The organism is Anaerospora hongkongensis (assembly GCF_004339805.1).
In the GTDB taxonomy this organism is placed as follows: domain Bacteria; phylum Bacillota; class Negativicutes; order Sporomusales; family DSM-15969; genus Anaerospora; species Anaerospora hongkongensis.
In genome coordinates this window covers 60,036-81,918 of sequence record NZ_SLUI01000002.1, presented here as the reverse complement: position 1 = coordinate 81,918, position 21,883 = coordinate 60,036, and the positions used below count along the sequence as shown (strand labels likewise).

The 21,883-nt window shown below is 47.2% G+C and carries 20 protein-coding genes and 2 riboswitches; of the genes, 19 read left to right on the top strand and 1 reads right to left on the bottom strand.

The features are described from left to right. The 9 genes from EV210_RS02820 (at nucleotide 1) to EV210_RS02780 (ending at nucleotide 9,733) form a co-directional block, all read left to right on the top strand. Nucleotides 1-582: an ANTAR domain-containing response regulator gene (locus EV210_RS02820; RefSeq protein WP_132075313.1), complete on the top strand. Its 582-nt coding sequence runs from the start codon at nucleotides 1-3 to the stop codon at nucleotides 580-582. 192 nt (nucleotides 583-774) lie between these two features. After that, nucleotides 775-1,059 (top strand): co-chaperone GroES, encoded by a 285-nt coding sequence (gene groES / locus EV210_RS02815; protein WP_132075311.1) that lies wholly within the window; start codon nucleotides 775-777, stop codon nucleotides 1,057-1,059. A 41-nt stretch (nucleotides 1,060-1,100) separates the two neighbouring features. Further along, entirely contained in the window at nucleotides 1,101-2,747 is a 1,647-nt protein-coding gene (gene groL / locus EV210_RS02810; protein WP_132075309.1) for a chaperonin GroEL, read from the top strand. Nucleotides 2,748-2,971: 224 nt separating this feature from the next. Beyond that, the gene (locus EV210_RS02805; protein ID WP_132075307.1) at nucleotides 2,972-3,604 is read left to right on the top strand and encodes a hypothetical protein; all 633 of its coding nucleotides are present in this window, start codon (nucleotides 2,972-2,974) and stop codon (nucleotides 3,602-3,604) included. A gap of 66 nt (nucleotides 3,605-3,670) precedes the next feature. Continuing rightward, nucleotides 3,671-4,414 (top strand): polysaccharide deacetylase family sporulation protein PdaB, encoded by a 744-nt coding sequence (pdaB, locus tag EV210_RS02800; protein WP_132075305.1) that lies wholly within the window; start codon nucleotides 3,671-3,673, stop codon nucleotides 4,412-4,414. A gap of 99 nt (nucleotides 4,415-4,513) precedes the next feature. Continuing rightward, nucleotides 4,514-4,694: riboswitch (Lysine riboswitch) on the top strand. Between the two features lie 108 nt (nucleotides 4,695-4,802). Beyond that, a complete protein-coding gene (locus EV210_RS02795) occupies nucleotides 4,803-6,095 on the top strand; it encodes a diaminopimelate decarboxylase family protein (protein WP_132075303.1) in 1,293 nt (430 codons plus the stop codon). A gap of 145 nt (nucleotides 6,096-6,240) precedes the next feature. Further along, complete coding sequence (locus EV210_RS02790; protein ID WP_132075301.1) at nucleotides 6,241-7,302, top strand: nucleoid-associated protein; 1,062 nt, start codon at nucleotides 6,241-6,243, stop codon at nucleotides 7,300-7,302. Then, the gene (locus EV210_RS02785) at nucleotides 7,247-8,332 is read left to right on the top strand and encodes an AbrB family transcriptional regulator (RefSeq protein WP_165898763.1); all 1,086 of its coding nucleotides are present in this window, start codon (nucleotides 7,247-7,249) and stop codon (nucleotides 8,330-8,332) included. Before EV210_RS02790 ends, EV210_RS02785 begins: the two co-directional genes overlap by 56 nt. A gap of 222 nt (nucleotides 8,333-8,554) precedes the next feature. Continuing rightward, the gene (locus EV210_RS02780; RefSeq protein WP_132075297.1) at nucleotides 8,555-9,733 is read left to right on the top strand and encodes an ABC transporter substrate-binding protein; all 1,179 of its coding nucleotides are present in this window, start codon (nucleotides 8,555-8,557) and stop codon (nucleotides 9,731-9,733) included. Nucleotides 9,734-9,815: 82 nt separating this feature from the next. On the opposite strand, the gene EV210_RS02775 is transcribed toward EV210_RS02780, so the two are convergent. Next, on the bottom strand, nucleotides 9,816-10,595 hold the full coding sequence (locus EV210_RS02775; protein ID WP_132075295.1) for an SDR family NAD(P)-dependent oxidoreductase: 780 nt from the start codon (nucleotides 10,593-10,595) through the stop codon (nucleotides 9,816-9,818). A 139-nt stretch (nucleotides 10,596-10,734) separates the two neighbouring features. On the opposite strand from EV210_RS02775, the gene EV210_RS02770 reads away from it, so the two are divergent. The 10 genes from EV210_RS02770 to purH all read left to right on the top strand — a co-directional run bounded on the left by EV210_RS02770 (nucleotide 10,735) and on the right by purH (nucleotide 21,876). Further along, entirely contained in the window at nucleotides 10,735-11,682 is a 948-nt protein-coding gene (locus EV210_RS02770; RefSeq protein WP_243650408.1) for a dipeptidase, read from the top strand. Between the two features lie 15 nt (nucleotides 11,683-11,697). Continuing rightward, nucleotides 11,698-12,483, top strand: a complete 786-nt coding sequence (locus EV210_RS02765; protein WP_132075293.1) for a phosphorylase family protein — start codon at nucleotides 11,698-11,700, stop codon at nucleotides 12,481-12,483. A gap of 37 nt (nucleotides 12,484-12,520) precedes the next feature. Beyond that, entirely contained in the window at nucleotides 12,521-14,056 is a 1,536-nt protein-coding gene (gene guaA, locus EV210_RS02760; RefSeq protein ID WP_132075291.1) for a glutamine-hydrolyzing GMP synthase, read from the top strand. A 92-nt stretch (nucleotides 14,057-14,148) separates the two neighbouring features. Further along, nucleotides 14,149-14,251, top strand: a riboswitch (purine riboswitch). Nucleotides 14,252-14,510: 259 nt separating this feature from the next. Beyond that, nucleotides 14,511-15,881, top strand: coding sequence for an NCS2 family permease (locus EV210_RS02755; RefSeq protein WP_132075289.1), 1,371 nt, complete (start codon nucleotides 14,511-14,513; stop codon nucleotides 15,879-15,881). A gap of 107 nt (nucleotides 15,882-15,988) precedes the next feature. Next, entirely contained in the window at nucleotides 15,989-16,486 is a 498-nt protein-coding gene (gene purE / locus EV210_RS02750) for a 5-(carboxyamino)imidazole ribonucleotide mutase (RefSeq protein WP_132075287.1), read from the top strand. 22 nt (nucleotides 16,487-16,508) lie between these two features. Then, on the top strand, nucleotides 16,509-17,219 hold the full coding sequence (purC, locus tag EV210_RS02745) for a phosphoribosylaminoimidazolesuccinocarboxamide synthase (protein WP_132075285.1): 711 nt from the start codon (nucleotides 16,509-16,511) through the stop codon (nucleotides 17,217-17,219). A gap of 33 nt (nucleotides 17,220-17,252) precedes the next feature. Continuing rightward, nucleotides 17,253-18,674, top strand: coding sequence for an amidophosphoribosyltransferase (gene purF, locus EV210_RS02740; RefSeq protein WP_132075283.1), 1,422 nt, complete (start codon nucleotides 17,253-17,255; stop codon nucleotides 18,672-18,674). After that, the gene (gene purM / locus EV210_RS02735) at nucleotides 18,655-19,719 is read left to right on the top strand and encodes a phosphoribosylformylglycinamidine cyclo-ligase (RefSeq protein ID WP_132075281.1); all 1,065 of its coding nucleotides are present in this window, start codon (nucleotides 18,655-18,657) and stop codon (nucleotides 19,717-19,719) included. Before purF ends, purM begins: the two co-directional genes overlap by 20 nt. Beyond that, nucleotides 19,712-20,341, top strand: a complete 630-nt coding sequence (purN, locus tag EV210_RS02730) for a phosphoribosylglycinamide formyltransferase (RefSeq protein ID WP_132075279.1) — start codon at nucleotides 19,712-19,714, stop codon at nucleotides 20,339-20,341. The genes purM and purN overlap by 8 nt, the downstream gene beginning before the upstream one ends. After that, nucleotides 20,338-21,876 (top strand): bifunctional phosphoribosylaminoimidazolecarboxamide formyltransferase/IMP cyclohydrolase, encoded by a 1,539-nt coding sequence (gene purH, locus EV210_RS02725; RefSeq protein WP_132075277.1) that lies wholly within the window; start codon nucleotides 20,338-20,340, stop codon nucleotides 21,874-21,876. The genes purN and purH overlap by 4 nt, the downstream gene beginning before the upstream one ends. Nucleotides 21,877-21,883: the final 7 nt, after the last annotated feature.

Genomic DNA, 21,883 nt, shown 5'->3' with positions numbered 1-21,883 from the left:
ATGGAAAATTTGCGAATCGTAGTTGCCGATAATGAATCCATCATTCGCATGGACTTGCGTGAACTTCTCGAAGAGGCAGGCCATACAGTGGTAGGTGAAGCATCCGACGGTCTTAAGGCCGTTGATTTAGCTCGTAAGTCTCGTCCCGACCTGGTCATCATGGATATTAAAATGCCGGAAATGGACGGGATTACCGCCGCGAAAATCATCTCCAATGAGAAACTGGCGCCTGTTCTGCTCTTAACGGCTTTTAGTCAGAAGGATATTGTTGAGAAAGCTAAGGATTCAGGTGTTTTGGCTTATTTGGTTAAGCCGGTTAAAGAGGTCAATCTCTTCCCTGCTATGGAAATTGCCATCTCCCGCTTTCAGGAATTTGCTGAATTGGAACGGGAACTGGAAGATGTGAAAAACTCGCTGGAAACCCGCAAGATTCTTGACCGGGCCAAAGGCATACTCATGGATGCGTATAATTTGAGTGAAAACGAAGCGTACCGTCGTATTCAGCAGTACAGCATGAGCAAGCGAAAATCGATTCGCGAAGTGGCAGAAGCAATTGTTGAAGCATCGACCAAACGGAAATAAGCTGTATAAAATCGCCAGAAGGTGAAAAACTTACCTGAGGCGGTTTTTTTTTGTAAAAAAAGATGCATTTTCTACCTAAGCCTCTTGATTTTTACAGTCAAATTCGATAATATTAGTAGTGAAATTAGCACTCGCCATCATCGAGTGCTAACAAAAAGTCAAAATAGAAGTTATATAAAGGAGGTCATTTCAATGATTAAGCCATTAGGCGACAGAGTAGTCATTAAGGTACTGGAAAAAGAAGAAAAAACCAAAAGCGGTATCCTGCTTCCCGACACTGCTAAGGAAAAACCCCAAGAGGGCAAAATCGTGGCTGTTGGCACTGGCAAAGTACTGGAGAACGGACAACGTGTGGCTTTGGAAGTGAAAGAAGGCGACAAAGTCATATACTCCAAGTATGCTGGTACTGAAGTGAAACTCGACGGCCAAGATTATCTGATCCTAAGTGAAAGAGATATCCTGGCAATCGTTGAATAACTTCTAACTTGTTATATTTTAAATTATGGAGGGATACATAAATGGCTAAGCAAATTCTTTTTGACGAAGAAGCACGCCGCGCACTGGAAAGAGGCGTAAACGCCCTGGCTAATGCTGTAAAAGTTACTCTTGGACCTAAAGGTCGCAATGTTGTGCTGGATAAAAAATTCGGTGCTCCTACCATTACCAATGACGGCGTAACCATCGCCCGTGATATCGAGCTGGAAGATCCGTTTGAAAATATGGGAGCTCAGCTGGTGAAAGAAGTTGCTACGAAAACCAATGATGTAGCAGGCGACGGCACCACAACCGCTACCCTTCTTGCTCAGGCTATGATTCGCGAAGGCATGCGCAACGTTGCAGCCGGTGCAAATCCGATGATTCTGAGAAAAGGAATCGAAACTGCCGTAAAAACTCTTGTAACGGAAATCAAAGACCGCGCTATCGTAGTTGAAGGCAAAGATGCAATTGCACAGGTTGCTTCTATCTCTGCCGGTGACGAAGAAATCGGCACCCTGATTGCTGAAGCGATGGAAAAAGTAGGTAAAGACGGCGTAATTACCGTTGAAGAATCAAAAGGTATGGGAACTGAACTGCAAGTGGTTGAAGGTATGCAATTTGACCGCGGCTACATTTCCCCTTACATGATTACTGATGCGGACAAAATGGAAGCCGTTATGAACGAGCCGTACATTCTGATCACTGACCGCAAAATTGGTGCCATTGCCGATATGCTGCCTGCTTTGGAAAAAGTAGTACAGTCCGGCAAAGAACTGTTGATTATTGCTGAAGACGTAGAAGGCGAAGCGTTGGCAACTTTAGTTGTTAATAAACTCCGCGGTACTTTCCGCGCAGTAGCTGTTAAGGCTCCTGGCTTTGGTGACCGTCGTAAAGCAATGCTCGAAGACATCGCCATTCTTACTGGTGGTGCCGTTATTACCGAAGAATTGGGCCGTAAGCTTGACAGCGTAACGCTGGAAGATCTGGGCCGCGCCCGTCAGGTACGCGTATCCAAGGAAGAAACCACGATCGTTGAAGGTTATGGCGACGCGGAAGAAATCAAAAAACGCGTTGGTCAAATCAAAGCACAAGTGGAAGAAACTACTTCCGATTTCGATAAAGAAAAACTGCAAGAGCGTTTGGCTAAACTGGCTGGCGGCGTAGCAGTTATTCAAGTAGGCGCAGCTACTGAAGTTGAGCTGAAAGAGAAAAAACTGCGCATCGAAGATGCTCTGAACGCAACTCGCGCTGCAGTAGAAGAAGGTATTGTTGCCGGCGGCGGTACTACCTTCATCGATATTCTTCCTGCACTGGAAGGCTTACAGGCTACTGGCGACGTTAAAACCGGTATTCAAATCGTGAAACGCGCGATTGAAGAACCAGTACGTCAAATCGCCAACAATGCTGGTCTGGAAGGCTCCGTTGTTGTAGAAAACGTGAAAAAGACTGGCAAAGGCATCGGTTTCAATGCTCTTTCTGAAGAGTATGTGGACATGGTTGCAGCCGGTATTGTAGATCCTGCCAAAGTAACGCGCTCTGCCCTGCAAAACGCAGCCAGCATTGCCGCTATGGTTCTTACTACCGAAACTCTTGTTGCTGACAAACCGGAAAAAGACGGCGGCGCAGCGGCAGCAGGCATGGGCGGTATGGGTGGAATGGGCGGCATGGGCATGGGCGGCATGATGTAATCACGCCCCAACAGCCAGTGGAATATGAGGGCTTATTGTGCGATAACCCTTTATGACCACAGTCTGACCGCATCGCAAAAATTAAGCTAATAAAAGCTTGGCTGAGTGACCAGGATTTGTTAGTGGAGGCTTCTCACGAGATGAGTGACTCGTGGGAAGCCTCTTTTGTTTTTTTATTGCCTTTACCCGTATTTGTCCTATAATGAAAAGGGGAGGTAGATGATATGCAAGACTATACTGCGAAAGCCCTGCTGCCGGCCTGCAGCTGGAATGAAGCAATGGTGGGGCAGTTGTGGGACAGCTTCGGTCCGCCAGATACTTATACGTGGAGTGCCGAAATCGGTACAGGCTGTGACAGACTTGGCAAGGTTAGCGACCGTCCGGCCAGGATTATTCAGGACAGGCAGCAGATGGTTGCCTTGTTGCAGCAACTGCCATATATTGATTATATAGTCCTTACCGTTGAAGTGGCCGAGGCAGGCAATATTGCTATTGTATTTCGTAATTATCCTCCTGCCGGCGGTTCTTATGCCGTTACAGGAAAAACGGAAAGCTGGGTGCAGGAAAAGGCCGCCGCTATTCAAGCTGTATTTTCCGCCAGCCGGGATCAGGAGATAACCCGTATCTATGGTAAATGGACTTTTGGTGCCATACAGACGGCTATCCCGCTTACTGCTGCCAGCATTGCCGTAATTGCTGCCGCCGTTTTGTTTATTCCCGCTGCCTTAAGGCACAGCGATTATCTTTGGTGGATTACGGCCGGTACGGTTGTGCTCACCTTGCGGCTGGCCTATTCTATATCCGACCGGCTGATCCTATATGTCGTAAAAAGGTTTCCTTATATCCGCTGGCAATAAGGAAAACGCATAATAGACCATCTTCAAGCATAGATTGGTAGTGTATGTTGGGAGGTGGAGCGGATTATGATTCTTGATTTGCGCCGGCTGCTTAGCCATCGGCACATTTTTTTCAGTATTATCGGCCTTTTTGCTATTAGTGCCGTTTATGTTCAGGTTTCCGATCAAATCAATACCAGCGGCCCGATCGCAATTGCGGCTACCAGGACGGACCAAAAGGTAGTGGCGTTGACGTTTGATCATTCGTGGGGGAATAAATTTACGCCATCCATCTTGGATACCTTAAAGAAAAATGATACGAAAGTCACTTTTTTTATTATGGGTCCCTGGGCAAAAAAATTTCCCGAGGTGGCTCAGCGCATGGTTGCTGATGGGCATGAAATCGCCAGCCATGGTTTCAAACATGAAAACTATGGCGATAGAACACCGGAATGGGTAAAAGAGGACTTACAGAAAGCCCATGCCCAGATCAAAGAAGTGACCGGTGTGGATGCTACGCTGATGCGCCCGCCAAATGGACATTACAGCCAGAAATCGTTACAGGCTACTCAGGAAATAGGGTATAAAACCATTATCTGGAATGTAGATTCGCTGGACTGGAAGAATCCCGGCAGGGATGTGATTGTTGACCGGATTATGAAACGCCTCAAACCAGGGGCAATTATCCTCATGCATGCTTCCGATACACCGGTTCAGACTGCTGAGGCGCTGCCTATTCTGCTGGAGAAAATAAAGGCCGAAGGTTATCAGATTGTTACGGTTAGTGAGTTGCTGAACAAGTACAGTGAAAAAGGGATACAACGCCACTAATTAAGAAAGTTTCTCAAAATAGACCAAAATTTAATGAGGTTAATGTACTAAAGGTTGACACTGGTTGTTATCAGGCGCTATACTAGTATAAAATAAATATTCTTAGGTAGAGGTGCGGTTATTAATAGTAAGTATCTTGAGCTGGCCGGCGAGGACAGATACTGAAAGGAAGGGCCGCCGAAGTGAATGGCAGCAGGCCTGCTGTTGTTTGCTGGTTCTATGCTGAATTAAGCACAGGACTGTCATCCGAATGGGATTCGGATGGAGCGCTATCTTGCACAGCTAAGTTCATTACATTGTAAAACTGGCGGTTTGCGAAGATAGTTTTTACGCAAACTGCTTTTTATTTTTAAAGCGGTTTGCCAGCGATATTTGAGGAGGAATAAAATTGGCTGATAAAAAAATTCCCGTTTCCAAGCAGAAACTCGAAGAAATTATTCGCACTTATCCGACCCCGTTTCATCTTTATGATGAAAAAGCAATCCGCGATAATGCCCGCAACTTGTTGTCAGCTTTTTCCTGGGCTCCCGGCTTTAAAGAATACTTTGCCGTTAAGGCTGCTCCCAATCCATATTTAATGCAGATTCTGAAAGAAGAAGGCATTGGCGCCGACTGCAGCTCCATGGCAGAGTTAATCCTGGCTGAAAAAGTAGGCATTACTGGTGCCGATATTATTTTTTCATCCAATGATACTCCCTATGATGAGTATGTGAAGGCCAAAGAACTGGGAGCAATTATCAATTTAGATGATATTACCCATATTGCTTACCTGGAGAAACATGCCGGTTTGCCGGAAATGATTTCCTTCCGCTATAACCCTGGTCCGCTTCTCAAAAACGGTAATACGATTATTGGTTTTCCTGAAGAAGCGAAATATGGCTTGACTCGCGAGCAGGTCTTTGAAGCATTCCGTATCTGCAAGGCAAAAGGCGTTAAACGCTTTGGCCTGCATACCATGGTTATTTCCAACGAACTCAATCCCGATTCCTTTGTGGGAACTGCTAATATGATGTTTGATCTGGCCGTAGATATTCATCGTGAGCTGGGAATTCGTGTGGAATTTATTGATCTTGGCGGCGGTATTGGCATACCGTATCGTCCTGATCAAGAGGCTGTTGATCTAAAATATGTAGGTCAACAGGTGCAAAAAGCCTATGAGGCCAAAATTACTGCAAACGGACTCCATCCGCTGCAGCTGGCGCTCGAATGCGGCCGTATGGTTACTGGTCCTTACGGTTACCTGGTATCTACCGTGCTGCATAAGAAAAATATTCACAAGAACTATGTGGGACTGGATGCCTGCATGGCTAATCTGATGCGGCCTGCCTTATACGGTTCTTATCATCATATCACTGTTCTCGGTAAAGAAGATTTGCCCCTGGATCATGTATATGATGTGACCGGATCGCTATGTGAAAATAATGATAAATTCGCTATCGACCGTGCCCTGCCGCAGATCGATATTGGTGATTTAATTGTCATCCATGATGCCGGTGCTCACGGCCACGCCATGGGCTTTAACTACAATGGCAAGCTTCGCTCTGCTGAGCTGCTGCTGCGGCCTGATGGCTCAGTACGGTTAATTCGCCGCGCCGAAACACTGGAAGATTTGTTTGCCACTTTGGATTTTGCTCCACTGGAAAAGAAGCAGCTGGCAGCAGCAACAAAAACACAAGAATAACAGGATAATGAACCTGTTAAGAGAGACAGTCACGTGATTGTGACTGTCTCTCTTATTTTTATTGTAAAAATATATAAATTTTTACAGTCGGTTCTTATATTTTGCTATAATAGTTTTATGTCGTTTTAGCTAAAGGAGAGATATCGTGTTTGAATTGAATCATGCTCGTATTGATAAATTGGCCATACATAAAGTCGGAAATAAGTTAAAAGGGGAAGGCATGACAATTACTCCTGCTCTTTACCCGCTGACAGATGGTAACTTAGAAGAAATACTGCTCAAATATTTTTTGTCTTCTTTTAAGAGTGAACAGTTGTACTCTTTTCACCATGAGACCGATATACATCTGAATGAAGTGTATATGTGCGTTAGCAGGGCTTTTATTAACAAACAGAATTTTTATGACCAATCGGTTAATGTACTCAAATATTTATATGAGAATTCCTCTAATCCCAAAGTTAAGCAAGGGGAATTTTATATGGTTTATTTGGCTGACTGTATTTTAGACGGACAGGCAGTTGATGCTATCGGTATTTTTAAAACAGAGAATAAAGACACTTACCTCAGGATTAGTGAGCATCGTCTGGATATTACCATTGCCTGTGAGGATGGTATTAACGTTCGAAAAATGGATAAAGGCTGTCTTATTTTTAACAGTCAGTCACTTGGCGGCTACCGGATGGCGATTATTGATAAAGGCAATAAAGGTGATAGTGAAGCGCAATACTGGACAGAAGAATTCTTGCGGGTCGTTCCTGTAGAGGATAATCATTTTCATACGGAAACGTATTTAAATTTATGCCGTGATTTTTCCGAGAATGTTTACGGGCAAATGTATCAGGCCGACAAAAAGGACCAGGTCTCATTTATTAACAATTCAGTAGCCTATTTTGAAGGAAAAAGCAGTTTTGATCTCAATGATTTTGCGGAACAGGTTATCGGTGATCCTGAATTAATGCATGAGTTTAAACAGCATAAGAAAAACTATGATCTTACTCAGGAAAAAGTGGTGCAGGAAACATTTGATATTTCCAATGGGGCAGTAAAATCGATGAAACGCAAAATGAAGAGCAATATAAAACTGGACACGGGTGTAGATATTCAGGTTAAATCCGGTTTGGAAGATGCAACTCGTCATATTGAGAGGGGGTTTGACGACGAAAAAGGCATGCATTTCTACAAAGTTTACTTCAACAACGAAGAATAGCTATAAGATACTCTTGACCTTTCTCCAGGCTTTGGTAGGAGGGACGGTATTTTATGTATTGAATTTGCCGCTGCCGTGGACACTAGGACCGCTTGCAGTAATATTAGTTCTTCAACTGGGATTTAACAAGGTAGTCTATTGGCCAGCGGTGCTGCGTAAAGGTGCTTTAGTCGTATTAGGGATTACAATGGGCAGCCCCTTTACTATGACTACTGCCAGGCAAATTGTCGATCAATTACCCGTGATGCTTGCTGCGACTGCTGCAACCATTGCCTTTAGTTTATTTATGGGGTATATTACGCATAAGCGGACAGGCGTCGATCTGGCAAGCGGCCTGTTAGGCTCTGTGCCTGGTGGGTTAAGCCAAATGGCAGTTTTAAGCAAGGAATTGAATGCTGATGCTACCGTAGTTACCTTTATGCAGACATTGCGCTTATTGGCAGTTGTGTTTACTGTCCCCTTCCTGGCTCGTCATGGCTTGGCGGAGGTGGTGGATACAGCTATCCAGCGAACAGCTGCCCAGAGTACAATGGAACCTGGTACAGCGATATTCTTTGTGACAGCCGTATTAATCGGGTCTTTAGCTGCTCAGCGGATAGGACTGCCGACACCCTGGATGCTTGGCCCCACTCTGGTTACGGCGGCATTGGTATGCTCTGGCCTGGAGCCGCTGCCTATGCCAACGTGGGTGATTACAGTGGCACAGGTATCAACCGGTATTTATATGGGCGCTAATATCAAGGCAGAAAGTATGAGCAATTGGAAAACGCTGCTGCCCTATACAGTAAGCGGCGTAGTCGGCATTCTGCTATGTTCGTTTGCCATTGGCTTTATCTTAAAGGCGTTGTATGGCTACAGTCTGGTAACAGCCTTTTTAGGAACAGCACCTGGTGGGGTAGCCGAGATGGGGTTGACGGCCATGATGGTTCATGCCGACTTATCGGTTGTTATTTCCTATCAAATGTTCCGGTTGTTGTTCATCCTGCTGGTGGTCCCTATCGCATTAAAATGGATGTTAAAGAAGATGTAAAAAAACACTTGTCAAAATGATGAAAAAGAATTACAATGTATAATCATAGAAGACAAAAGTTTTTGAGCAACGATGCTTTATTAAGGCGTATTACACTACGCCTTAGTAAAGCATCTTTTGTTTTATTAACATGTAATTTTATTAACAGTGAGAGGGGGCGGTTGCGTACAGCGAAAAATTGGGTGGTTGCAGATAAGGGATACTAAAGGGGGAGAAAAGAAAATGTTCAAAAAGAGTTTGAAAGTTTTCAGCGTAGGATTAATAACTGTTATGATGTCGGGCTTATTGGCCGGGTGTGGCGGCGGCAGTCCCGCTTCCAGTTCCAGCGATATTAAAATTGGAGTTATTTATGAATTGACCGGCGGTACGGCCTCCTTTGGTACAGCAGCTGCTAATGGTGCAAAATTAGCTGCGAAAGAAATCAATGCCAAAGGCGGCGTATTGGGCAAGCAGATTCAAATGGTTGTAGCTGATAATAAAAGCGAACCCTCCGAATCCTCAAATGCAATGACGAAAGTTATATCTCAGGACAAAGTAGTTGCCGTTACCGGCTTCACTGTCAGCTCCAATGCTATTGCAGCCTCAACAGTTGCTGAAGACAACAAAATTCCTTTTGTTGCCGCTGCTACTACCAATCCGAAAGTAACATTGGATGAAAAGACCGGTAAAGCGAAAAACTATGTTTTCCGTGTCTGTTTCATTGATCCCTTCCAAGGTACTGTAGGAGCCAACTTTATTCTTAACACCCTGAAATTGCAAAAAGCTGCTATTATGGTTGACAATTCCAGTGACTACAGCAAAGGGTTGTCTAAATTCTTTAAAGAAGCCTATACCAAAGGCAATGGTACCATCGTAGCGGAAGAAGCTTACCTGCAAAAAGACCAGGACTTCAAAACAATTCTTGTTAAAATCAAGGGCACTAACCCTGATGTAATCTATGTACCTGGCTATTATGAAGAAGTTGGTAAAATTGTTAAACAGGCTCGCGAACTTGGCATAACTGCTCCGTTTGTTGGCGGCGACGGCTGGGATTCACCCAAACTGGTTGAAATCGGTACCGCTGCTGCTCTGAATAACACCTTCATGACGAACCACTACTCCGTAGAAGACACCAGCTCAGCTTCAAAAGCTTTTGTTGACGCTTATAAAAAAGAATATGGCCAAGTACCGGATGCGATGGCAGTTCTGGGCTATGATGCAATGTATGTCCTTATCGACGCAATCAAACGTGCCAACAGCGCTGAACCAGGCAAAATCCGCGATGCCCTGGCTGCAACCAAAGAATACCCGGCTGTAACAGGCAAGATCAGCCTGAATGAAAACCACGATGCTGTGAAATCAGCTGTAATCCTGGAATTGAAAGACGGCAAGCAAACGTATAAATCGACTGTAAATCCTTAAGAAGTACAAAAAAACCGTGCCAGCAGGCACGGTTTTTTAATTGAGTCATCTAGTTCTAACAAAAAGGGGACAGTCCCCTTTTTTATTTTTTTACTTGGTGGATTACCCGGCCAGTAGCCTGATGCGTGGGCGTAACAGTCACTTCACAAATCTGTACATGCGGCGGCACACTTGCTGAGTACAATACTATATCGGCAATATCGGCTGCCGTCAGCGGCGTGATACCTTCGTATACAGCGGCCGCTTTTTCTTCATCGCCGTGGAAACGGACAATACTAAAATTGGTTTCCACCATGCCCGGCTGAATGTTGGTTACACGGATAGGCGTATCGACAACGTCCATGCGGAGGCCGTCACTGATAAATTTTACTGCTGCTTTAGTGGCACAATATACTGCACCACCCGGATAAGCATGAATACCGGCGATGGAACCAATATTAATAACCTGGCCGTTATTTTCATTGGCAAGCATGAGCGGCACAATTTTGCGTGTTAAGTACAGCAAGCCTTTAATATTGGTATCAATCATGGCATCCCAATCTGCCAGGTCGCCTTGCTGTACTTTTTCCATTCCCCGGGCTAAACCGGCGTTATTAATCAAAATATCAATTTTTTGCCATTCTTGCGGCAATGTGTCGCAGGCCTGATGAACAGCTGTTTTATCCTGCACATCAAGCTGAATGGGAAAGCTGACGGTACCATACCTGGCTTTCAGGTCAGTGGCAATATCGGTGAGTTTTTCCTTATTTCGGGCGCACAAAATGAGTTTTGCACCTGCTTTGGCAAACACTTCAGCGCAGGCCTGGCCTATGCCGCTGCTGGCTCCGCTGATAAATACAAGCTTGTCCTTTAGTATGTGCATGCTGGTACCTCCTATAACCATTATTTGTCAATATATTTATTATAAAAAAACATGCTGCTCAGCGCAATACTAATAAGGAATTTACTGGTGCAGAACGCAAAGGTATAATAAAAACAAGGAATATGGGGGAGGCTGGAAAATGAACATACCGGTTATTGACTTGCATTGTGATACCATTTTAGAGTTATATGAAAACCCGGCTAAAGGCAGCCTGAAAACGAGCAGTCTATGTGTGGATATTGAGAAATTACAAGCGGCTCCGGCTAAGGCTCAGTTTTTTGCTCTCTATATTGATGCAAAGCAGGCCCAGAATCCTATGGAGCAGTGTCTGGCTATGGCTGATCTGTTTCACTGCCAGCTTGCGCAAAATCAGGATCGTATCCGGTTGGCTACCAACTATGAGGAGATGAACCGGAATTGGAATACTGGTTATATTTCCGCCTTTCTTACGATTGAAGAAGGGGCAGCCCTTAAAGGCAGCTTAGCTAACCTGAGAAATTTTTACCGCCTGGGCGTACGCCTGGTGACACTTACCTGGAACTACCCCAATGAAATCGGTTTTCCTCATACTAGCCCCGAATATCAAAAGCAGGGTCTGACGGAACGGGGGCGCGAGATCGTGGCGGAGATGAACCGTTTAGGGATGCTGGTAGATGTTTCGCATTTGTCGGATCAGGGATTTTTTGATGTGGCTGCACTTTCGAGCAAGCCATTTATTGCGTCTCATTCCAATGCCCGGTCAGTTACCGGGCACAGCCGTAACCTTACCGATGAAATGATCCGGCTGCTGGCAGCGAAAGGCGGCGTTATGGGACTCAATTTTGCTCAGGCATTTTTAGGTACATCACCTGTCAGCCTGATCGAAGATATGATCAGACATCTCAACCATATCTATCAAACCGGCGGCATTGAGGTCATGGCTCTGGGCAGTGACTTCGACGGCATTAAGCCGGCAGTAGAGGTAGAAAACATCGGACAGATCGGCAAGCTGTTGGAAGCAATGGAGAAAGCCGGTTTTTCTGATGATCAAATCGAACAAATTGCCTGGAAAAATGCGGAACGTCTGATCCGCGATACACTACGGTAAGTGAGGACTGATTGCATGAATTTGCTTAAAACCGATTTTGCCATCATCGGCGATACGGATACGTTAACCAGTGATTTTCCTATGGATACCGGTGAAGCAGGAATGGAAATTCTGGCTGATGAAATGGTATTTGAAACCCCGTACGGGCAAAGTCCGGTTTTCCGGTTGTTTGCCCTTGACGATCGTCAGGTTATTACCTGCCGGCTGCAAGGGGGGGCGCTGGTAAGTGATCAGAGCGAGGAAATCCGTCAAGCCTTCTGGGTGCTCAGGGAAGTCGGCGTTAAGCGGATTATTGCTCCGGGCTGCGTCAGAGGAATCAATCCGCTGCTCGAAGCGGGGGATATCATTATTCCAGAAGACTATATCAATCTGCCGCCGCGCAGCCACGTTTTCTTAGAGGGAAACGCGCGGCTGATAATGGAGCAGGCTCTTTGCCCCGAACTGCGTGATGAATTGGTTGAATCAGGCCGGGAGACGGGGGAAGGCCGGATTTTTAGCCGGGGGATTTATGCGGTTAACAGCGCCTCCCCCGGTGAGAGTCCGGCAGAGCTTTCACTGCTTAAGGGCCATGCCGACATCACCGGGCACCGTCTGTGTCCGGAAGTATATCTGGCCAGGCAGCTTGGTGCCTGCTATGCAGGGGTTTATCTGGTGGCAGGCGGTTCACGGGCAGTTGATACTTCACTGCTTAACGCTGTTGTTATCGCTGCTGTCCGCAACTTGGCCGCAGTGGGAAACTGTGATTGCAAAGCGATAGCAAAAGAGATGCAAAGGGATATTTACACTCCAGGCGAGATGTGATATAGTTTGGGAATATCGACAGGACAGGGAGGATAAAATGGAAAATAAAGAACTAGTGCTTGTTATGGATTTCGGGGGCCAATACAGCCAATTAATAGCCCGGCGGATTCGCGAATGCGGCGTTTACTGCGAAATTGTGCCTTTTAATACGCCTGTTGCCAGTATTGTAGAACGGAAGCCCAAGGGGATTGTTTTCTCCGGTGGTCCGTCTAGTGTGTATAGCGAAGGAGCGCCACGCTGCGACCAGGAAGTATTCAATCTTAATATACCGATATTCGGTATTTGCTACGGCATGCAGCTTACTACTTACATGCTGAAGGGACAAGTTTCCCATGCTACTTCCCGCGAATACGGCAATACCCGCTTATACATCGATAAAAGTGAGGGCTTGTTTGCTCAGTTGAGCGGCGAAACCCAGGTATGGATGAGTCATGGTGACTATGTGTCGGCAGCTCCGGAAGGCTTTGCTGTAACTGCTCACACCAACAGTACGCCTGTGGCTGCTATTGCCGATGAACAGCGCAAAATTTATGGCGTTCAGTTCCATCCGGAAGTCGTTCATACACCGGAAGGAATGAAAATGATTCGCAACTTCCTGTTCACTACTTGTGGCTGCAAAGGCGACTGGGATATGGGTTCCTATGTGGATATTGCCGTTAAGCAGATCCGCGAACAAGTGGGTAATAAAAAAGTTCTCTGTGCCCTGAGCGGTGGTGTGGATTCATCGGTTGCAGCAGTACTGGTACATAAAGCAATTGGTGATCAGCTTACCTGCGTTTTTGTTAACCATGGTTTCCTGCGCAAAGGGGAAGCTGAACAGGTGGTAAAAACCTTCCGTGAAGGCTTTAATATGAATTTGGTTTATGCCGAAGTAGTCGATCGTTTTCTGGCCCGGATGGAAGGCATTACTGAACCGGAAGAAAAGCGGAAAATTATTGGTGAAGAATTTATCCGCGTCTTTGAAGCTGAGTCAGCCAAACTAGGCGATATTGAATTCCTGGTACAGGGTACGCTGTATCCGGACGTAATTGAAAGCGGTACGGCCACTGCTGCCGTGATCAAGAGCCATCATAACGTAGGCGGCTTGCCGGAAGATATGAAGTTCCAGCTGATTGAACCGCTGCGGGATCTGTTCAAGGATGAAGTGCGGGCTTTAGGCCGCGAACTCAATCTGCCCGAAGATATTGTAGGCCGTCAGCCGTTTCCCGGACCTGGACTGGCTATTCGTATTATCGGTGAAGTAACGGAAGAACGTCTGGAAATCCTGCGGGAAGCAGACGCTATTGTCCACCAGGAAATCAAGCTTGCCGGCTTGTACAACAAAGTATGGCAGTCGTTTGCCGTGTTACCGGCCATGAAGAGTGTTGGGGTTATGGGCGATGAGCGGACTTATGCCTATACCGTCGGCCTGCGGGTGGTGTCTTCGGAAGATGGCATGACAGCTGATTGGGTCCGTCTGCCTTATGAAGTGATAGATTCTATCTCCCGCCGTATTGTAAATGAGGTAAAAGGGGTTAACCGCATTGTTTACGATGTAACCTCCAAACCACCGTCGACAATTGAATGGGAATAAGCAATTCTGTATATTTCCGAACGATTTATAACAATCGCATAAAATAGTTCACTTTTTTATTGACACTCTTTGTCGGAAGCTGGTACAATAAATTACGTAAATTCTATATAGCTCGTATAATTTTGAGGATATGGCTCAATGAGTTTCTACCGGACGACCATAAATTGTCCGACTACGGGTGAACGTGTACCAGGGGGTTCCGCAGCTTGATTTACTATTGGGCTGGACTGTGACCTTGCGGTACAGACGCTCTACAGCAGCGTTACACCGAAGGGTAAAAGCCCAGGCGGAAAAGTTTTGCTCAAAAAATGGAGACAACTTTTCCTGCCTGGGCTTTTTTCATCTGATCAGAAAGGTAACTTTCTGAACTTGGTGCAAGCTAAGTTTTTTCTAATGAAACCGGATGGTGCAGGCAATACTGTAAGAGGTACACTTCAAAAAGGGAGAGGAAAAAATGTTAGAAAAGTTGTTTTCCCTTAACGCCCGTAAGACTGACGTTAAGACAGAGGTCATGGCAGGTATTACCACATTCATGACAATGGCCTATATTCTGTTTGTTAACCCCAGTATTTTAAGCTCAGCCGGCATGGATAAAGATGCTGTGCTGCTGGCGACTGCGCTGGGTGCCGGTATTGTTACCATATTAATGGGAGTATTCGTCAATTATCCGATTGCGTTAGCTCCGGGTATGGGTTTAAATGCCTTTTATGCCTTTACTGTAGTTATTGGTATGGGAGTCTCCTGGCAGATTGCCCTGGGTGCCGTTTTTATCTCTGGTCTTATTTTTATTCTTCTCACAGTTACTAATGTGCGCCAATTGCTGGTAGAAGGAATGCCTTCTTCTTTGAAACATGCGATTACGGTCGGGATTGGTCTGTTCATTACTATTATCGGTTTAAAACTTTCCGGTATTATGAGTATCCGTTTGTCCCTTATTCCGCCTACTCTGGAGAAGATTGTTGCCGCTAAGGGCAATGGTACGCCGCTTAGCTTTGAAACGATCATTGAAATGGGCAAATTGGCTCATCCGGACGTACTTGTGTCCATTTTCGGGCTGCTGTTTATCGGTGTGTTAATGGCCCGCAATGTCAAAGGTTCGATGCTTATCGGTATTATTGTAACTACCGCTCTGGCCATTTTTATGGGTATTGTAAAAATTCCTGCCGGCTTCAGCCCGGTTGCTATACCGGATTTCAGCAAAAATGCTTTCTTTGCGCTGGATATCTGGGGTGCGCTGCACATGGGTCTGTTAACGATTATCTTTACGTTTACTTTTGTTGAACTGTTTGATACCATGGGCACTCTCGTAGGAACTGCCACAAAAGCCGGATTAATGGATAAAAAAGGTAAATTCCCTGGCATAGGCAAAGCTATGCTCGTTGATGCCACTGGTGTCAGCCTCGGTGCTCTGCTGGGTACCAGTACGATCACTGCTTTTGTTGAAAGTGCTGCCGGTGTCGGTGCCGGTGGTCGTACCGGTCTGACTGCAGTTGTCTGCGGCTTGTTGTTCTTATTATCTCTGTTCTTCATTCCGATTGCCGCTCTGATTCCGGATGCTGCCACGGCTCCTGCCCTGATTATCGTCGGAGCCCTGATGATGGAATCCGTGCGCCATATTGATTTTGGTGATTTTACGGAAAGTCTGCCTGCCTTTTTGACAATCGTTATGATGCCTTTTACCTACAGCATCGCCAATGGCGTATCTGCCGGACTGGTTGTCTATCCGCTGCTCAAGCTGATTAGCGGACGGGGCCGGGAAGTACACTGGATCGTTTATTTGCTGGCTGTGCTGGTGGTACTGCGCTTCGTTTTCTTATCTGAATAGCGACCGACTCAATACGCGAAAAATAACCCAGATACAAAGATGAAAATCTTCTGTATCTGGGTTTTAAACTCTCCGGTTTAACCGGGATAGAAAGGAAGGATTTACTGATGAAAGTTGCCGTTATCATGGGCAGTGATTCTGACCTGCCTGTAATGCAGCCTGCACTGGATACGCTGAAGGAGTTTAGCATCGCAGTTGAAGTGCTGGTAGCTTCCGCACACCGGACACCTGATAAAGTACATGCTTTTACTGCCGGTGCAGCTGAGCGGGGGGTGCAGGTGATGATTGCCGCTGCCGGTGCTGCCGCACATTTGCCTGGGGTAGTAGCCAGTTTTACTACTTTGCCGGTCATCGGTATCCCGGTGAACAGTACCTCGGTAGGTGGTCTTGATGCCTTGCTCAGCATTGTCCAAATGCCTGCCGGTATTCCTGTGGCTACCATGGCGATCAACGGAGCGAAGAATGCGGCACTGTTTGCAGTGCAGATTCTCGCTGTAGCTAACCGGGAGTTAGCGCAGCAGCTGGTTGATTACCGGTCTAAAATGGCAGCGGAAGTGGAGAGAAAAAACGCTGTCCTGCAAGAGAAGCTTGCTGCTCAAGTATAAGAAAAGAATTAGGGGGATGGAAATGATGAAACAGCCAATTTATGAAGGAAAAGCCAAAATGATGTACACCACGGACAATGCTGATGAACTGCTGGTATATTACAAAGATGATGCCACTGCGCTGAATGGTTTGAAAAAAGGCACCATTGGCAACAAAGGCACGATGAATAACAAAATATCCGCTTTCTTCTTCAACCTGCTGAGCCAGCATGGTATTGCCCATCATTTTATCCGCCTGGTAAGTGACCGGGAAATGCTGGTCAAGAGCTTGGAGATTCTGCCTGTGGAAGTTGTGGTGCGTAATATCAGTGCAGGTTCGCTGGCCAAACGGATTGGCTGGGAAGAAGGCAGAAAAATGCCGCAAACGGTAGTCGAACTCTATTACAAGGATGATGATCTGGGAGATCCGATGATTAATCATTATCATATTAGAGCGCTCGGACTAGCCACTGACGAACAGGTACATGCTATGGAAGAGATGGCCCTGAAAATCAATGAAATATTGTCAGCCTATCTGCTTACCAAGAAAATTGAACTGATTGACTTTAAATTAGAATTCGGCGTGCATAAAGGCCAGGTACTGCTTGGTGATGAAATCTCTCCCGACACCTGCCGGTTCTGGGACAGTGAAACAAAACAGAAACTGGATAAAGACCGTTTCCGCCGGGATCTTGGCGATGTGGAAGAAGCCTATAAAGAAATATTGCGCCGTTTAACAGGCGAAGAATTATAAGTGCAACAAGCTTGAGATCAGGAGAGTGGTTCAATGGTTTATGATAATGAAAGCGACAAGCTGCGGGAAGAATGCGGAGTTTTTGGTGTCTATGGCGCAATGGAGAACATGCCGTTGACAATTTACTGGGGATTATTCGCGCTCCAGCACCGGGGTCAGGAAAGCGCCGGCATGGCGTTGACCGATGGCGAGACGATGGATGTACACCGGGGAATGGGCCTGGTAGGCGAAGTGTTTCATGAACTGCCGGAGAAATCCTGCCGTATTGGTATTGGCCATGTCCGGTACTCAACCACCGGTTCCAGCTTGCTGGCCAACACGCAGCCGTTATTAGTCCGTTTTGCCGGCGGTCCGATCAGTCTGGCTCACAACGGTAATCTGACTAATGCCCTGGAAATACGGGAACGGCTGGAACAAAGCGGCAGCGTATTTCAAACCTCGATTGACAGTGAAGTTGTCGTAAACTTAATTGCCCGCTCCACCCGTGCAACAATTGAAGAAAAAATTACCGAAAGCGTTCTGCAAATTCAGGGAGCATACTGTCTGGTGATTATGACCAGGGACAAGCTGATTGGTGTCCGTGATCCACACGGCTTCCGGCCGCTGTGTCTGGGCAAGCTGAATGGCAGCTGGATCATTTCTTCCGAATCCTGTGCCTTGGATTCTATTGGAGCTGAATTTGTCCGTGATGTCGAACCGGGAGAAATGGTCGTAATTGATGAAACAGGTTTGAAATCCTATCGCTTCGCACCATTGGATAAAAAGGCACTTTGCATTTTTGAATATATTTATTTTGCCCGGCCGGACAGTGTCATTGACGGACAAAGTGTGTATCAGGCCCGTCTGGCGATGGGACGCCAGCTTGCCCGGGAAAGCGGTTTTAAAGCAGATATGGTCATCTCCGTACCTGACTCAGGCACTGCGGCGGCGATTGGCTTTAGCTATGAAGCCGGAATCCCCTATGCCGAAGGCTTAATTAAAAACCGGTATATTGGCCGCACGTTTATTCAGCCGGAACAAAAGAAGAGGGACCTTGGCGTGAAAATTAAACTGAATGCCGTCAAATCGATTGTCAACAATAAGTCCATCGTGTTGGTCGATGATTCCATTGTCCGGGGAACGACCAGCGGTAAAATCGTGCGCATGCTGAAGGAAGCTGGCGCCAAAGAGATTCATATGTGTGTCAGCTCTCCGCCCATCTCCTATCCCTGTTATTATGGAATCGATACCTCGATCCGCAAGGAACTGATTGCCTCCTCCAAGGCAGTTGAAGAGATCCGTCAGTTTATTGGTGCCGATTCGCTTCACTATATATCACTGGAGGGGCTGTATCAGTCCTTGCGAGAAGTGAAATACGACGATATGTGCTATGCTTGCTTTAACAGCCGTTATCCGGCAGATATTCCCTGTGAGAACCGGGAGGGAGGGGAAAAATATGTCTTTGAACAACAATAAAGGTGTAACCTACCGTGATGCCGGTGTCGATATTGATGCAGGCAACCGGGCGGTGGAACTGATGAAAGCCGACGTCCGCGCTACGTACCGTAAGGAAGTCATGGGCGACATTGGCGGCTTTGGCGGCCTGTTTGCTCTCAACATTGCTAAATACCGCGAGCCGGTACTCGTTTCCGGTACCGACGGGGTAGGGACAAAGCTGCGCATTGCGCTGATGGCCAATAAACACGATACCATTGGACAGGATGTGGTGGCCATGAGTGTCAACGACATTTTAGTCCAGGGGGCAGAGCCGTTATTTTTCCTTGATTATATTGCTGTAGGTAAGCTGGAGCCCGAGCAAGTTGCAACTATTGTTTCGGGAGTGGCGCGGGCCTGCAAGGAATCCGGGTGTGCCCTGCTGGGCGGTGAAACCGCTGAAATGGCAGGCTTCTATGCTGCCGGAGACTATGATATTGCCGGTTTCGCCGTAGGGGTTGCAGAAAAGAGCAAGCTGATTACCGGCCAAACCATTCGTCCCGGTGATCGATTAATCGGTCTGCCATCAACCGGTCTGCATTCCAATGGATTTTCACTTGTCCGGAAAATTTGCTTTGATATTAAGCAAATGTCTGTAGAAGACTATATTCCCTCGCTCGGCTGTCTGCTAGGCGATGAACTCCTAAAGCCAACCCGGTTGTATCCGAAGGTTTGTCTGCCGTTAATCGACAAATTTACCATTAAAGGTATGGTTCATATTACCGGCGGCGGTTTTTATGACAATATTCCCCGGGTAATGCCAGAGGGCTGCAATGTAGAAATAGATACTGCCAGCTGGCCTGAGCTGCCTGTTTTTCCATTGCTGCAGCAATGGGGCGGTGTGGACTGGCCGGAGATGTACCGCACGTTTAATATGGGCATCGGCATGATTCTGGTAGTAGGTGCTGGTGAGGCTGACCAGGTGCTGGCGTATCTGGCGGAGAATCATGAACCGGCTTATCTGATTGGCCAAGTCACGGAAGGGGACGGACAAGTGCTGCTCAAGGGAGGAGCCTTTGGTGAATAAGGTGAAAATTGGTGTCCTCGCTTCCGGGCGGGGCAGCAATGCCCAGGCCATTCTCGATGCAATCGCGGCAGGAGCAATAAACGGTGAGGTTGTAATCATCATCAGTGATAATCCCGCTGCTGAGGTGCTCAAACGGGCCCAAGCGAACCGGATTCCGGCTTGCTGCATCAAGCGGTCTGCGTTTAGTGATAAGCACCGGTTTGAAGAAGCATTAGCTGTCGAACTGGAACGGTGTGGTGTTCAGCTGGTTGTGCTCGCCGGATTTATGCGGCTGTTAAGCGTTCACTTTATCAGCCGTTTTCCCCGGAAGATCATGAATATTCATCCCTCGCTGCTCCCGTCCTTTCCGGGGCTTGATGCACAGGGCCAGGCCATTCGCTATGGTGCCAAGGTATCGGGCTGTACCGTACACTTCGTTGATGAAGGGATGGATACGGGGCCGGTGATTTTGCAGCAGGCTGTGCCGGTCTACAGTGAGGATACGGCAGACCAGCTGGCGGAACGCATTTTGCAGGTCGAGCATAGCTTATATCCCCGCGCTGTCGACTTATTTTGCCGGGGACGGCTGCATTGTGAAGGAAGAATTGTGCGAATTGATGCTGCCAAGGAGGAAGAATCATGACAATCAAACGGGCGCTGCTGAGCGTTTCCGATAAAACGGGCCTGATCGATTTTGCCCGGGAACTGCACGCTATGGGTGTGGAAATTATATCAACAGGCGGTACCATGAAAGCCTTGCGCGAGGCTGGTATTCCTGTCATTTATGTCAGTGATGTTACCGGTTTTCCGGAAATTATGGATGGACGGGTAAAGACGCTGAATCCTTTTATCCATGGCGGCATTCTGGCAATCCGTGATAACGCCGAACATGTGGCAGCAATGGAAAAGCACCGGATTACGGCTATCGATATGGTAGTGGTAAACCTCTATCCGTTTCGTGAGACGATTGCCAAGCCTGAGGCAACTCTGTCCGATGCAATTGAAAATATCGATATTGGCGGACCGGCGATGATCCGGGCAGCAGCTAAGAATTTTAACTATGTTACCGTAGTCGTTAATCCTGCCCGCTATGGAACGATTATTGATGCATTGCGAACAGAGGGCAGTGTCCCGGCCGGGCTGCGCATGGCGCTGGCTCAGGAAGCCTATGGCCATACTGCCGAATACGATGCCTGCATCAGCCGCTACCTGGCACTTGAGGCCGGTGAGACCCTGTTTCCCGCCAAGCTGCACCTGGTATATGAAAAAGTGGAAAATCTGCGGTATGGGGAAAACCCGCACCAGCAGGCGGCATTTTATAAAGAAAGCGGCTGTAACGGTCAAGGGATCGCCCATGCCCGTCAACTGCACGGTAAGGAATTATCTTTTAATAATATTGTTGACATGGAAGCCGCCTGGACGATTGTCAATGATTTTGACGAGCCGGCAGCAGCGATTATTAAGCATACCAATCCTTGCGGCACCGGCATTGGCAGCACCATTGCCGAAGCTTATGATAAAGCCTATACGGCAGATACCGTGTCTGCTTTCGGTGGGATAGTGGCGGTTAACCGTCCGGTTGACAAGGCCGCCGCCGAAAAGATGAGCACTTTGTTCTTAGAAGCGATTATTGCACCGGCGTTTACTCCGGAAGCGCTTCAGATCCTGACAGGCAAAAAGAATCTACGTCTCCTGGAAGCTCCGCCGCTTGCCAAAGGGGAAGCGGTTGATCTTAAAAAAGTATCGGGCGGCCTTTTAATCCAGCAGCTGGACCGGGTTGTTGAGCAGACCGGAGAATACCGGGTCGTCACTAAACGGCAGCCTGACGAGCAAGAGTGGCAGCAGCTGATTTTTGCCTGGAAAGTGGTAAAACACGTGAAATCCAATGCCATAGTGGTGGCAAAAGACAATAAGACCCTGGGGGTTGGTGCCGGTCAGATGAACCGGGTCGGTGCAGCGGCGATTGCCCTCGAACAGGCCGGAGCGGCTGCGCAGGGCGCAGTCTTGTCTTCCGATGCATTCTTTCCTTTTGGCGACACGGTAGAAGAGGCGGCTAAGGCCGGTATTACCGCGATTATTCAGCCCGGCGGTTCCGTGCGGGATGAAGAATCCATTGCCAAAGCCGATCAATACGGTATTGCCATGGTATTTACCGGCATACGGCACTTTAAACATTAGGAGGATT